Raw genomic sequence first — 13,342 nt, 5'->3', positions numbered from 1 at the left:
TGGTCGTCGGCCGGGCGTGGCCGGTCGCCGCGCTACCCTTGTTCGATGATCGGTCGGCAGTCCCGCTCGCGCGGGTTGATCAAGCCGAGCGCCTCGGCAACGGCACTGGTCGCCCTCGGCGTCGTCGTGGCCGGATGCGGAGCCGACCCGCCGCCGGATCCGACGGCGACGGCGGCCGCCGCCTCGGCGATGTCCGAACCGGGTCCGGCGGGCATCACGAACGGGCACGCCGAGCTCACGGCGCCCGCCTCGCTGTCCGTGACCGATGTTCGTGTCGGCTCGCATGCCGGGTTCGATCGAGTCGTCTACGAACTCGGTGGCGTCGGCACCCCGGGCTGGACGGTCCGGTATGTCGATCAGGCGGTGCAGGACGCGAGCGGGAAGGTGCTCGACGTCCCGGGACGGTCGATCATCGAGGTGTCGTTGACCGGGACCGGCTATCCGTTCGACACCGGTGTTCCCCCGTACGCGGGGCCGAACCCGCTGCCGGGTGCCGGTGTGGTCAGCGCGGTGCGGATGCCGACCGTGTTCGAGGGCGTCACACAGTCGTTCGTCGGACTGTCCACCGGCCCACGGCCGGTGACGGTCTCGCTGCTGACCGACCCGGTGCGGTTGGTGCTCGACGTCGCCGGCTGAGCGCGCTCGGCCGGGAGCGCTCGGCCGCGGTCAGGCCCCCGGTCCCGGGCGCGCCGTCGGCGAGCCCGGGACGCGGGTGCACGGTGCCCTTCGGGCCGGCGTCGTCACTCGCGGGAGAGCATCGCGGCTGCTTCGCGTTCGAGGTCGACGTAGGGTTCGCCGCTCACGTCGACAGCGACCCGTTTCAGGGTGCCACCGGTGAACGCCCACGGAGCGGTGCCGGGGTAGTCGTCGGTGACCGTTTCCCCGGTGCTCCGGCCCACCGTGAGTCCCTCGCCGGCGATGCCGAACTTGCCGGGCTGCGTCCGGATCCGCCCCTGTCCCACTTCGCGGTCGCCGTGGTAGAGACGCAGCACGCCGTGGGCGGTCCCGGGCGGGTCCTCGCCGTCCTTGTCGAACGATGCGGCCAGGATCAGGTTCTCACCGGTCGGAACGTCCTCGGTGGCGGTGATCCGCTGTTCCTCGCTGCCGAGGAAGTTGTACACGTAGTGCAGGCGGTTGTCCTTGACGTACAGCGCGTGGCCGCCGAAACGACTGCCGTGCGAGAAGAGCACCCCCGACGCCCCCGACTCGGGCAGGTCGACCAGCGCCCCGATCGAATAGGACCGGTTGCGGACGCTGACCGCAACCGACTCCGGGACCTCGGCGCCCCCGACCCGGTACATGTAGCGGTTGCGCGGCGGCGCGAGCTGCGGGCGCGGGGTGGTGAGAATCTCGACGGCGGAGCGGTCGTCGAGCGGGTACGCCCGGTTGGCGCCGGCCTCGTGGAACCACGAGCCGACGAGTTCGGCGAGCCGGCCGGGCTCCGACTCGGCGAGATTGTGCAGTTCGGCCCGGTCCACGTCGGTGTGGTAGAGCTCCCAGGTGTCGTCGGGGAACCCGCTCCAGCCGCTGATCGCCGGATGCGTGGTGACGGCCTTCCACCCGTCGTGCCAGATGCCGCGGGTGCCGAGCATCGAATAGAACTGGGTGTGCTTCGCGGTCGGGATGGTCTTCGCGTCGAAGCTGTACTTCATGCTCACACCCTGCAGCGGATGCTGGGTGTATCCCTTGACGGTGTCGGGCAACTCGATGCCGAGGCAGTCCAGCACGGTCGGCACCAGGTCGACGGCGTGGTGGTACTGATCGCGCGTTTCCCCGCGCGCGGCCACCTGTGCGGGCCACGAGATGATGCACGGGTCGCAGGTGCCGCCGTTGAACGAGTACCGCTTCCACATCTTGAACGGGGTGTTGAACGCCATCGCCCACCCGTTCGGGTAGTGGTTGTAGGTCCTCGGGCTGCCCAGCTCGTCCAGCTTCGCCAGGTTCTCGGCCAGGTCGTCCGGCACGCCGTTGGCGATGTTGTTCTCGTTGACCGAGCCGTTCGGGCCGCCCTCACCGCTGGCACCGTTGTCGGCGACCAGCATGATCAGCGTGTTGTCGAGTTGCTCGGTGTCCTCGAGGTAGTCGAGCAGCCGGCCGATCTGATCGTCGCAGTGCGACAGGAACCCGGCGTACACCTCGGCCATCCGGGCGAAGAGCCGTTGCTCGTCGGCGGAGAGGCTGTCCCAGGGCCGGGTGTAGTCCAGCGGCGGGAACGGCTGTCCGTCGGGGCCGGTGCGGGACTCGGGGGTGCCGATCGGGTTCAGCGGCGGCAGCTCGGTGTTCTCCGGGACCAGACCGAGTTCCTTCTGCCGGGCCAGGGTCTGTTCCCGGATCGTCTCGTAACCCGCGTCGAACCTGCCGCGGTACCGGTCCGCCCACTCCCGCGGGACGTGGTGCGGGGCGTGCGCACATCCGGGCGCGTAGTACAGGAACACCGGACGGTCCGGGGCGATCGCCTTCACGTCGTCGATGTACTCGATCGCCCGGTCGGTGATGTCGATGCTGAAGTGATACCCCTCCTCCGGGGTGGCCGGCTGCTCGACCGGGTGGTTGTCGTGCACCAGGTTCGGGTACCACTGGTTGGTCTCCGCGCCGAGGAAGCCGTAGAAGCGCTCGAAACCCCGGCCGACCGGCCAGTTCCGCTTGGTGGACGCCATGTTCATCTCGTCTTCGGCGCAGAGATGCCACTTGCCGACCATCGCGGTGCTGAAACCGTGGTCGACGAGGATCTCGGCGAGGGTGGCGCACTCGGGCGGAATGTGTCCGTTCGCGCCGGGAAATCCGACGGCGGCCTCGCTGATGCACGCCATTCCGTTGGTGGTGTGGTTGCGACCGGTCAGCAGACACGACCGGGTCGGTGAGCACAGCGCGGTGGTGTGCCACTGGCCGTACCGCAGCCCGTTCGCCGCAATCCTGTCGATGTTGGGTGTGTCGATCGGGCCGCCGTAGCAACCGAGGGCACCGAAGCCCACGTCGTCGAGGACGATGTACAGCACGTTCGGTGAACCTGGTGGGGCCTTCGGCTGCTCGTACGGGCCCCAGTCCGGAACGGAGTCACGAATGTCGAGATTGACGACGCCTCTGAATGATTTGGCCATGACCTTGACTTCCTCATCGGGGGTCCCCTTGGTCCAGCCAAGCACGACGGCCCCGGTGTTGGCCAGGGGGCGACGCGCACCGGACAGCCACCCACTCCGTCGATGCCCGAGCTCGGCCCGCGTCCTCGACCTCCCCGCCCTCCGCGCGCGAGAGACAGCTGTGCCGGTGAGCGTGACGCTCACCGGCACAGCGTGGTTCACCGACTCCTACACCCCCGCGATCGCCTCCAGCGGCTTCGTGCGGGCGGCGCGGACCGCCGGCCAGAGGGCGGCGAGCACGCCGACGATCCCGGAGCCGAGCAGCATCACGACGACCTGGCCCCACGGGACGGCGACGGTGCCGAGGCCCTCGTCGGCGAGGGTGCGGACGAAGCCCCACCCGAACGCGAGGCCGAGGAGCACACCGACGGCGGCGCCGAACACCGCGATCAGCACCGACTCCAGGTAGATCGTGCGCCGGACCTGGGGCCGCTGCATCCCGACGGCACGCAGCATGCCGATCTCGCGGCGACGTTCCACCACCGACAGGGCGAGGGTGTTGACGATGCCGAGGATCGCGATCACGACGGCCAACGCGAGCAGCCCGTACAGGACCGCCAGCAGTGTGTCGATCTGCTTGCCCTGTTCACCCTTGAACTGGTCGCGGTCCTTGACCTGCACCACCAGGTACGGGTCGGTGGCCTTCTCGATGTCGCCGCGCAGCGCGGTGACATCGGCTCCCGGCTGCGCCGTGATCAGCACGGTCCAGTCGGCGCGCATGACGGCCGGGGTCATCCGGTCGTACACGGCCTCCGACGTCGCCCACTTGCCGAGCAGTTGGTTGTCGGCGTAGATGCCGGTCACCGGGGCGGTCAGCACGACCCCGTCCTTGTTCGTCATCGCGACCGGAGTGCCGAGCTGCCAGCCCTTCTCCGCCGCAAACGATTCCGACGCGAGCACCACATCGCCGTCCAGTGCGGCACTGCCCTCGACGAGTTGGTAGTCGAGCACGCCGTCGAGCTGTCCGCCGATGGCCGTGCCCGTCGTCTTCTCGTCGTCGATCTCGACCGACACCCCGTGCAGCGGTACCGCCGCCGCCACCCCGGGCACCTTCGCGACCGCGGCCGCGGCCCCGACCGGCACCCCGATCTGCTGCGGACCGGTGAGGATGTAGTCGGCCTCGATGCCGGTGTCGACCAACTCGTCGACACTGGCCTTCGCCGAGGAGCCGAACACACCGATCACGGTCACCAGCATCAACCCGAGGGTGAGGGCGAACGCGGTCGCGGCGGTGCGACGCGGATTGCGGACGGCGTTGGTGCGGGCGAGCCGGCCGACGGACCCGAACGGGCGCGCGAACACGGCGCCGAGCGCACCGACCACCGGGCGCGACAACGCGGGTGCGGCCAGCAGCACCGCGACGATCAGTGCGGCGGCACCGAGTCCGACGGTCGCGGCGGCACCCCCGCCGGTGCCCTGGGAGCCGGCCACCAGCAACGCGATTCCGATCACCGCGACCACCGAACCGACGAGGGTACGGACCCGCAGCGAGTCGCCGACCGCGGCGAACTCCTCCCGCATCGCGGCCACCGGCGGGATCTTCGCCGCGCGGCGGGCCGGCGCGTAGGCGCTGACGACCGTGACGGCGACGCCGATGACCAGCGCGACGATCACGGTGCGCGGCGCGAGTTGCAGCGACCCGGACGGCAGCCCGACGTCGAAGGCGTTGAGCAGGGCCCGCAGCCCGTAGGCGAGGGCGACACCGGCGGCGATGCCGATCGCGCTGCCGAGCAGTCCGACCACCAGCGCCTCGGTGACCACGGAGCGGCCGACCTGACCGCGGCTCGCGCCGACCGCCCGCAGCAGCGCCAGTTCCCGCAGTCGCTGCGCGACGATCATCGAGAAGGTGTTGTAGATGATGAAGGTGCCGACCAGCAGGGCGATCGCGCCGAACGCGAGCAGGAAGTAGTTGACGAACTTCAGCGCCGAGGTGACCTCAGCCTCGACCTCGTCCCGCACCTCGGTGCCGGTCTGCACCTTGGCGTCGGGCAGTGCGCCGGCGATCGCGTCACGCAGCTGCTCCTGGGTGCCGCTCCCGTCACCGGCGACATCGATGTAGTTCGCGTGCGCGCCGTCGGTGAAGAGCTCGCGCGCCTGCTGCCCGTCGAACACCACGCCGACGAATCCACCGGTGTCGGTGGGGGTTTCGTAGATCCCGGACACCGTGACGTCGAGGACGCCGTGGGACGGCACCAGCACCTGGGTGGTGTCACCGACCGCGAGGCCCGCCTTGCGGGCCCCACCCACGTTCAGCGCGACCTGTCCCGGCGCGGTCGGCGGCGAGCCGGCGACGATGACGGGCGGATCGCCGAGTTCACGGTCGGGCGGGGTGTACGACATGCCCATGCTGGGGGCGCCGCCGGTCTGCACCGGCGTCTTGTCGGCGCCGAGGAGCACCACCTGGCCCTCGACGGAGGGCACCACCGTCCGGACTCCGGGGACCGCCTCGATCGTCGGGATGTCGGCGAGCGGAACCCCGCTCGATCCCTGCTCGGGTGTGGACACCCGGACGTCGACGCCCTTCGCGGCGTCCTCGAACAGCCCGTTGAACGTGCGCTGCAGCGTGTCGGTGAAGACGAACGATCCGGTGACGAACGCGGTGCCGAGCACCACCGCGAGGACCGTGAGGACCAGGCGCACCTTGTGCGCGGCGAGGTTGCGCAAGGAGACCTTGCGCATCGGGTTCTGTGCCATCGGTCAGCCCCGCACGCTGACCCGGGCGTCGAGGCCCTTCATCCGGTCCAGCACTGCGTCGGCGGTCGGTTCCCGCAGCTCGTCGACGATCTGCCCGTCGGCGAGGAACACCACCCGGTCCGCGTAGCTCGCGGCGCGCGGATCGTGGGTCACGATGACGACGGTCTGGCCGAACTCGTCGACGGCGGCGCGCAGGATCGACAGCACCTCGCCCGACGAGTGCGAGTCGAGGTTGCCGGTCGGCTCGTCGCCGAAGATGATCTCGGGCTGTCCGGCGAGCGCCCGCGCGCACGCGACGCGCTGCTGCTGGCCACCGGACAGCTCGCTCGGGCGGTGGTCCAGGCGGTCCGCCAGGCCGAGCCGGGTGATCACCGAGTCCAGCCACTGCGGGTCGGCCTTGCGACCGGCGATGTCCAGCGGCAGCGTGATGTTCTCCAGCGCGGTCAGCGTGGGCACCAGGTTGAACGCCTGGAACACGAACCCGATCCGGTCGCGGCGCAGCGCCGTCATCTGCTTGTCGGACAGACCGGTCAGGTCGGTGTCACCGATCAGCACCGACCCCGAGGTGGCGGAGTCGAGGCCGGCGAGGCAGTGCATCAGAGTGGACTTGCCGGAGCCGGACGGCCCCATGATCGCGGTGAACTCGCCACGCGCGAAGTCGACGCCGACACCGCCGAGCGCGGTGACCGCGGTCTCGCCGGATCCGTACGTCTTCGTCAGGTCCACTGCCCGGGCGGCAACGGTCGGGGATGTCGGGTCTGGTGCGGCGTGCGCGCTCATGACGGCCTTTCCTGCGGATCCGGTGGAAGCCGGACCGGACGGTCCGACCCGACCATCCTTACTGCCGGAACCGCCGGTCGCCATCAGGGACCACCCTGATCTTCGGCCCTGACACGGACCCGGCCGCCTGTCGCCGCACCCCAGTAGGCTGACGACATGCGCATTGGAGCCCACGTACGCCAGGACGACGACCCGATCGGAGCCGGCGAGGCCCTCGGCGCAGAGGTCGTGCAGTTGTTCCTCACCGACCCGCAGAAGTGGAACAAGCTGACCCCGCACCCGCGGGCCGACGAGATCCGGCAGAGCCCGATCGACGTCGTGGTGCACTCGTCCTACGTCATCAACGTCGCATCGCTGAACAACCGGATCCGGATCCCGTCCCGCAAGGCCGTCGCCGAGCAGGCGAAGGCCGCCGCCGATCTCGGCGCCCTCGGGCTCGTCGTGCACGGCGGCCACGTTCGTGACGGCGAGGACCAGGCCGAGGGGTTCGCGAACTGGCGCAAGCTGTTCGAACGCGAAGCCGACAAGGGCGGATTCCCGCTGCCGATCCTGATCGAGAACACGGCCGGCGGGGACGCGGCGATGGCCCGCCATTTCGACGACATCGCCCGGTTGTGGGACGAGGTCGGCGAGTTCGGCGCCGGGTTCTGCCTCGACACCTGCCACGCATGGGCCGGCGGCGAGGACCTGGTCGGGGTCGTCGAGCGGGTCAAGGCGATCACCGGCCGGATCGATCTGGTGCATCTGAACAACTCCCGCGACGAGTTCAACTCGGCCCGGGACCGGCACGCCAACCTGGCCGACGGCACCATCGACGCGGCGGTGCTCGCCGAGGTCGTGCGGACCGCGCAGGCCCCGGTGATCCTCGAGACGCCCGCCGACGGCATCGCCGACGACCTCGCGTATCTCCGCGAGGCCGTCGGCTGAGTCGCGTCAGAGGTTCTCGGCGATGTGCTTGATCCGAGCCAGGCGGGCGTCCCACTGCGCGCCGATGGTCTCGAGCCGACGGCCGACCGCGCTGAGCACCGAGCCGAGCGCCCGGTAGCGCACCTCCCGGCCGACCGGGATCCGCTCCACCAGCCCCGCCGCCTCGAGCGCGGCGAGATGCTTGGCGATCGCCTGCCTGCTCACCGGCAGGCGATCGGCCAGCGCCGATGCGGACAGATCCTCTCCGCCGAGCAGTTCGAGGATGCCCCACCGGGTGTCATCGGCCAGCACCGCGAACACCGCCGTTGGGATGGACGGCACCGCCGTCGTTGGGATGGACGGCACCGCCGCCGTTGGGATGGACGGCACCGCCGTCGTTGAGCCGGACGGCACCGCCGTCGTTGGCGGCACGGACGGATTCATGCCGATACCGCCTCCAGGTACGCGACGAGCTCGTCGAGTTCGGCGTCCCATCCCTGCCGATTGCCCTCGAGCTGCCCGCGGCGGGTCTCCTCGTCGTCGCTGAGCCGGTCGAAGCCGGTCTCGACGACGGTGAGGATCGTCGTCTCACCCTGGTCGGCGAGGGTGAACCGGGCCTCGGTGGCGCGGTCGAAGTCGAACTCGCCGGGCTGGGTGAACCAGCGGTAGGCGAAGTGCACGGGCGGGTCGACCTCGGTGATCTCGATCGTGAACTCGCCGTGCTCGGTCCAGCCGAAACTGCCACGCGCGCCGACCTCGAGCGCGTCGATCCGGGCGGTCTGCCCGAACCACTTCGAGATGTGTTCGGGGTCGGTGAGCGCGCGCCAGACCGAGGCGCGGGGCGCGTTCACGACGACGGTGCGGCTGACCGTGTACCGGTCGGTGTCGACGACGGCGGCCTGGGTGTTCGTCATGTCGGAACTCCTTCGTGGTGGATCACTCGAATGACTGCAACCCAATGGTTGCACTAACCTCCCGGTCTGTGCAACCCCCAGGTTGCACCTAGGTGCGCGCAAACATGTCGCTACCCGAATTCAGCATCACCAATTGGTAGGTTCGGCAAGTGAATTCGCTGCTCGATACGTTCAGCTCCCCGGCGGCGCCGTGGTGGGCGGTGCCGGTGTCGTTGATCGTCGGGTTACTGCTCGGCGTGCTCGCGGTGCGCCGCGGCCGGCCCTCCGCCGCCTCCGCGGCCCCGTCGACGGCCGATCCCCAGATCCGGGCGGTCTACGTCCGGTTCCTCGCCGCCACCGACACCGCCCACAACAGCCTGGTCGACATCGACGGCGACGTCCTGGCCGCTGCCGACCTCGAGCACGCCGTCGAGTCCGACGACCCGACCCTGCGGGCGCTGGCGCGGTCCATCGTCGACCTCGACGGCATGGTCAACGAACTGCGACTGCTCGCCCCGGCGCCCGTGGTCGACGCCGCCGTCGACTTCTTCCGGTTCGTCACCGAGTCGACGATGGACGGGGTGCACGACCACGACGACTTCCGGGCCCGCTACAACGCCCGCAAGTCCGCGTTCGTCGACGCGGTCCGGGATGCCCACGGCGCACCGCGCCCGAGCCGGCGCTGACGCCGGTCAGGCCACGGGGACACCACCGTCCGCCTGACTCCGCACCAGCTCCGCGTAGCCACCGCAGGCGGCCATCAGCTCCTCGTGCCGCCCGGCCGCCACGATGCGGCCGCCGTCCAGCATCACGATCAGGTCCGCATCGCGGATCGTGCTGAGCCGGTGGGCGATCACGATCCGGGTCCGGCTCGCCCGGTGCAGGTTCGCGGTGACCTCGGCCTCGGTCACCGCGTCGAGGGCGCTGGTCGCCTCGTCCAGCAGCAGGATGCGCGGCTCGGCGACCAGCGCGCGGGCGATCGCGAGGCGCTGCCGCTGGCCCCCGGACACACCGCCGCCGTCGCGCAACATCGTGTCGTACCCCATCGGCATCGCGTCGATGTCGGTGTCGAGGCGCGCGAGCCGCGCGGCGGCGGCGATCTCGGCCCGGCTCGCCTGGGGCCGGCACAGCGCGATGTTGTCGGCGATGCTGCCGTCGAACAGCGGGCAGTCCTGCGTGACCACACCGAACTGTCGACGCAGCGAACGGACGTCGAGCGTGGCGGCGTCGATCCCGTCGAAGCGGACGGTGCCCTCGGTCGGCGGCACCAGGCCGAGCAGCAGCCGGGCGACGGTGCTCTTGCCGGATCCGGAGCGTCCCACCAACGCGACCGTCGATCCCGCGGGGATGTAGAGGTCGAGCCCGCGCACCACCCACGGCGCCCGCGGGTCGTAGCGGAAACCCAGTCCCCGCACCGTGATCGAGCCCCACAGCGGAGGGGCGGGCGACACCGCGGCACCGTCCTGTTCCGGGGCGGCCGAGAGGATGTCGCCGAGCCTGCGCAGGTGTGCGCCGGCGACCTGCAGCCGCTGCAGGGTACCGACGAGCGAGCCGATCGGGACCAGCGCCGCGACCGCGATGCCGCTCAGCGCGACCATCTCTCCGAGGGAACGGGTTCCGGCGATCACCTGCAGGGACCCGATCGCGATCAGGACCACCGGAGCGGCCACCCGCAACGTCTGCAGTGTCGCGTCCAGCCGACCCTGCAGCCGGGCACTGGTCGCGGCGTCCTCCACCGCGGTCGCGAACGACCGCGACCACTGCGCGGTCACCGCGGCTTCCGCCCCGGCCGCCTTGACCGCCTCGATCCCGCCGACCGCCGCGATCAGCCTCCCCTCCGCCGCGGCGGCACTGGCGAGCTCCCGGTGACCGGCCGCCGACACCCGGCCGGCCGTGACGGCGAGGAGCAGGACCTGCGCCAGCGCGAACACCACCAGCCCCACCCCCGTCGGCGGCGCAATCCACACCAGCACCACCAGATACCCGACGGCGAGTGGCGCGTCGAGGACGGCGGCGAGGACCGAGCCGGTGACGAGTTCCCGCAGTGTGCCCGCGGATGCGATGCGCTGGACCACGTCCCCGGTCCCCCGCCGGGTGAAGTAACCCAGCGGCAACCACAGCAGCCGGTCGACCACCACCGTGGTCAGGTCCCGGTCGATCGCGCTGCGCAGCCGGACCAGCACGGCACTGCGCACCAGCCCGGCGACGAGGTGGGCGGCGACCGCGACCACCACCGCCGCCGTCACCGCCCACCACAGCGTCCGGTCCCGGTCGGGGATGACGCGGTCTACCAGGACACCTGACGCCACCGGCAGCGCCATCCCGATGGCCTGCAGGACGATCGACGCGAGTGCCGCGGTGACGAGCAGTCCACGCCGACGCCGCAGCAGCGTCGTCGCCAGGTCCCGACCCCAGCAGGCCCGTTCGGTCCGCCGCCGCGGCGCGACCGTTCCCCGCGCGAACTCCAGCGTCACGCCGGAGTAGCCGGCCTCGAACTCGGCCCGGTCCAGCCGAAGTCGGCCGCGGGCCGGATCGACGACCCGCACCCCCCGTGGGCCGACCGATTCGACGACGACGAAATGGTTTCCGCCCCAGTGCGCCACCGCGGGCAACGCCACCCGGCCGCCGAGCAGCACCTCCGCCGCGACCCCGAGGCCACGGGCCTCGAGCCCGTACCCGCGGGCGGCCTGCACCAGCGCCAGCGCCGTCAATCCGTCTCGGCCGGCGCCCAATTCGTCCGCGACCTCGGCCACCTCGCAGCGGTACCCGTAGTGGCCGAGGATCATCGTCAGGCACGCCGCCCCGCAGTCCGCGAGCCCGTCCTGGGTGGCGACGCGCACGGTCACGGCCGTGCCGCGGCAGCCGCGGTGGGCGTCTTGTCGGCCGAGCCCCAGAACCATTCGATCCGCGCGTCCCGGCGCCGCCCCGCGAGCCAGCGTTCGAACGCCGCGTCCGCGAGGAGCCGATCGGTCCCCGGACCGGCGGCGGCCGGGAGCGTCGCGAGGACCTGGGTCACCCGCCAGCCGTCGCCGTCCCGGGTCGGACCCGACACGGTTCCGGGTCCGCCGTGGTCCACGACCTCGGCCGCCACCTCACCGAACTCGACTCCGGTGACCGTCGCGGACACCGCGTAGGCGCCGGCCGCGGCGGACGCGAATGCGCCGACGGCATCGGTGCCGTCCTCGGCGATCCGGGTCGCCACCACCGAGGCGAACGCGTCCGCGTCCGAGCGGTCGGCGAACCGCACCCATGCCACCCGGGCGCGATCGAGTGCGGCGACGTCCGGAGCCTGCTCGGCGAGGATGCGCCGCTTGAGTTCGGCCACCGCGGCCTCCCGTTCGACCAGGTCCTCGAGCGCCGTGTGGCCGAGGGCCCGCGCACGCATCCACTCCTCGGTCGCCTCCGGGGTCAGCAGTCCGCGGGCCCGCCGGAACGCGTCCATCGCCTGCTGTAGTTCGGCCGCGTCGAGCCGCACCGGGTGCTCCGCCAGTTCCTGTCGTACCAGGCACACGGCGATCAGCCGTTCCAGCAGCGCGGTCTGCTCCCACATCACGTCGAGGTACGCCATCGCCTCCTCGATCTCGAGCGGTTCGCCGTTGACCCGCAACAGCATCGACTCGGCGGTGCGCTGGGTGCCGCGCAGCGACCACGGCACCGCCGTCACCGGCGTCCACGACAGAGACGTGGTGCCGACACCCGGTTCGGTGATCAGCAGGCCGTGGTGGACCGAGTCCTCCAGCGCCTCACGGTGCCCGACCAGCCGCATCCGGGCGTCGGGGTGATCGGCACGCAACGGGTCGAGTGCGCGGTCCGCCGACCGGCGCGGTGCGCGAGGATCGAGCGCACGCAGGATGTCGAGGGCGTCGTCGAGGAGGGACGGTGTGGTCACGGGAGTGCTCCGATGGCTGGTCGCGGCGCGTCGCGGTCGGCACCCGACCTCAGCAGGTCGGCGATCGCGTCGCTGATGGGCAGGCCGGTGGCGTCCTCGATCCACAACCACTGGCCGGACGGGTTGATCTCGAGGAACACGTAGCGGCCGTCCGGGGTGAGGATCAGGTCGACGGCCCCGTAGCGGAGACCGAGTTCGGCGACGAGCAGCAGGCAGCGGCGCGCCACGTCGTCCGGGAGGCGGTGGATGCCGTGCCGGGTGGTCGCCGGGTCGTAGCAGCGCCAGTCGAGCCGGGTGTGATTGCTTTCCTGACTGTGGATTTCGGCGGCGAACACGCGGGTCCCGACCACGGTGACCCGCAGCTCGACCCGTTTCGGGACGTAGGCCTGCACGATCAGCGGGCACAGCCGCATCGCGTCGGCCGCCGCCACGTCGACCGTCGTGGCCGGCTCTGCCATCCGTGCGAAACCGTCGTCGCCGCGGAGCAGCCACGACCGCTGCAGCGGTTTGGTGATCACCCGGCCCTCGTGCTCGTCCCAGAAATCGAGGAACTCGTCGGGGTCGGTGGTGACGAGTGTCGGTGGCAGCTCGAACCCGAGCCGGCCGGCCAGGCGCAGCTGGACCTGCTTGTGCCCGGCGGCCCGGATGTCGGCGCGGGTGCCCGGAACCGCGAGCGCGTCGAGGTCGTCCCACAGCGCGGCCGCGAACACCTCGCACTCCTGCTCGACGTACTCCCGGACCGCGGGGTCGGTGATCTCGTCGTGGGCCCGCGGATCCTGTGGTCGGCGGAACCACACCGCGTCGACCGCGTCGAGGTCGACGCGCGTGCCGCCGCGAGTGAGCGTGCGCCGGGCCTGCCCGGCCGGGGTCAGGCTCAGCGACAGTGTGGCCGCCGACGGGAACTCGGCCGGGTCGAACACCGTCACGCGGGTGCCTGCGGCGCGCAGACGCTGCGTGACCGCGTCGGCGTGCGGGTCGCGGGTCTGGGTCAGCACCAGCACGTGCGGGGTGGTCATGGGTTCCTCCTGGGGGTTGTGAAACCG

Annotated in this window: 11 protein-coding genes; 3 read left to right on the top strand and 8 right to left on the bottom strand. The window is 71.3% G+C overall.

Annotated features, from left to right (window positions below):
* Positions 1 to 45: 45 nt before the first annotated feature.
* A complete protein-coding gene (locus ABD951_RS10280) occupies positions 46 to 636 on the top strand; it encodes an AMIN-like domain-containing (lipo)protein (RefSeq protein ID WP_345344328.1) in 591 nt (196 codons plus the stop codon).
* A gap of 104 nt (positions 637 to 740) precedes the next feature.
* Here ABD951_RS10280 and ABD951_RS10275 read toward each other — a convergent pair whose 3' ends face one another.
* The 3 genes from ABD951_RS10275 to ABD951_RS10265 all read right to left on the bottom strand — a co-directional run bounded on the left by ABD951_RS10275 (position 741) and on the right by ABD951_RS10265 (position 6,611).
* Positions 741 to 3,098 carry an arylsulfatase gene (locus ABD951_RS10275; RefSeq protein WP_345344326.1) on the bottom strand — a complete coding sequence of 786 codons (2,358 nt, stop codon included), beginning with the start codon at positions 3,096 to 3,098 and terminating at the stop codon, positions 741 to 743.
* Positions 3,099 to 3,305: 207 nt separating this feature from the next.
* The gene (locus ABD951_RS10270; RefSeq protein ID WP_345344324.1) at positions 3,306 to 5,831 is read right to left on the bottom strand and encodes an ABC transporter permease; all 2,526 of its coding nucleotides are present in this window, start codon (positions 5,829 to 5,831) and stop codon (positions 3,306 to 3,308) included.
* A 3-nt stretch (positions 5,832 to 5,834) separates the two neighbouring features.
* Positions 5,835 to 6,611, bottom strand: coding sequence for an ABC transporter ATP-binding protein (locus tag ABD951_RS10265; protein ID WP_345344322.1), 777 nt, complete (start codon positions 6,609 to 6,611; stop codon positions 5,835 to 5,837).
* A gap of 156 nt (positions 6,612 to 6,767) precedes the next feature.
* Between ABD951_RS10265 and ABD951_RS10260 the strand changes: the two genes are divergently transcribed.
* Positions 6,768 to 7,538 (top strand): deoxyribonuclease IV, encoded by a 771-nt coding sequence (locus ABD951_RS10260; RefSeq protein WP_345344320.1) that lies wholly within the window; start codon positions 6,768 to 6,770, stop codon positions 7,536 to 7,538.
* Between the two features lie 6 nt (positions 7,539 to 7,544).
* Here ABD951_RS10260 and ABD951_RS10255 read toward each other — a convergent pair whose 3' ends face one another.
* Positions 7,545 to 7,859 carry an ArsR/SmtB family transcription factor gene (locus ABD951_RS10255; RefSeq protein WP_345344318.1) on the bottom strand — a complete coding sequence of 105 codons (315 nt, stop codon included), beginning with the start codon at positions 7,857 to 7,859 and terminating at the stop codon, positions 7,545 to 7,547.
* A 98-nt stretch (positions 7,860 to 7,957) separates the two neighbouring features.
* Positions 7,958 to 8,431, bottom strand: a complete 474-nt coding sequence (locus ABD951_RS10250) for an SRPBCC family protein (RefSeq protein WP_345344316.1) — start codon at positions 8,429 to 8,431, stop codon at positions 7,958 to 7,960.
* A gap of 149 nt (positions 8,432 to 8,580) precedes the next feature.
* On the opposite strand from ABD951_RS10250, the gene ABD951_RS10245 reads away from it, so the two are divergent.
* Positions 8,581 to 9,096: a hypothetical protein gene (locus ABD951_RS10245; RefSeq protein WP_345344314.1), complete on the top strand. Its 516-nt coding sequence runs from the start codon at positions 8,581 to 8,583 to the stop codon at positions 9,094 to 9,096.
* 6 nt (positions 9,097 to 9,102) lie between these two features.
* Here ABD951_RS10245 and ABD951_RS10240 read toward each other — a convergent pair whose 3' ends face one another.
* From ABD951_RS10240 to ABD951_RS10230, 3 genes are read right to left on the bottom strand one after another with little or no spacing between them, the layout of a single operon-like run.
* The gene (locus ABD951_RS10240) at positions 9,103 to 11,256 is read right to left on the bottom strand and encodes a peptidase domain-containing ABC transporter (RefSeq protein ID WP_345344312.1); all 2,154 of its coding nucleotides are present in this window, start codon (positions 11,254 to 11,256) and stop codon (positions 9,103 to 9,105) included.
* Positions 11,253 to 12,299, bottom strand: coding sequence for a TIGR04500 family putative peptide maturation system protein (locus ABD951_RS10235; protein WP_345344310.1), 1,047 nt, complete (start codon positions 12,297 to 12,299; stop codon positions 11,253 to 11,255). Before ABD951_RS10235 ends, ABD951_RS10240 begins: the two co-directional genes overlap by 4 nt.
* Positions 12,296 to 13,315, bottom strand: coding sequence for an MvdC/MvdD family ATP grasp protein (locus ABD951_RS10230; protein WP_345344308.1), 1,020 nt, complete (start codon positions 13,313 to 13,315; stop codon positions 12,296 to 12,298). Before ABD951_RS10230 ends, ABD951_RS10235 begins: the two co-directional genes overlap by 4 nt.
* Positions 13,316 to 13,342 lie beyond the last annotated feature (27 nt).

The organism is Rhodococcus olei (genome assembly GCF_039540555.1).
GTDB classification, from domain to species: domain Bacteria; phylum Actinomycetota; class Actinomycetes; order Mycobacteriales; family Mycobacteriaceae; genus Rhodococcus_G; species Rhodococcus_G olei.
The sequence above is the reverse complement of the archived record's forward strand: the minus strand, read 5'-3'. Positions and strand labels throughout refer to the sequence as shown.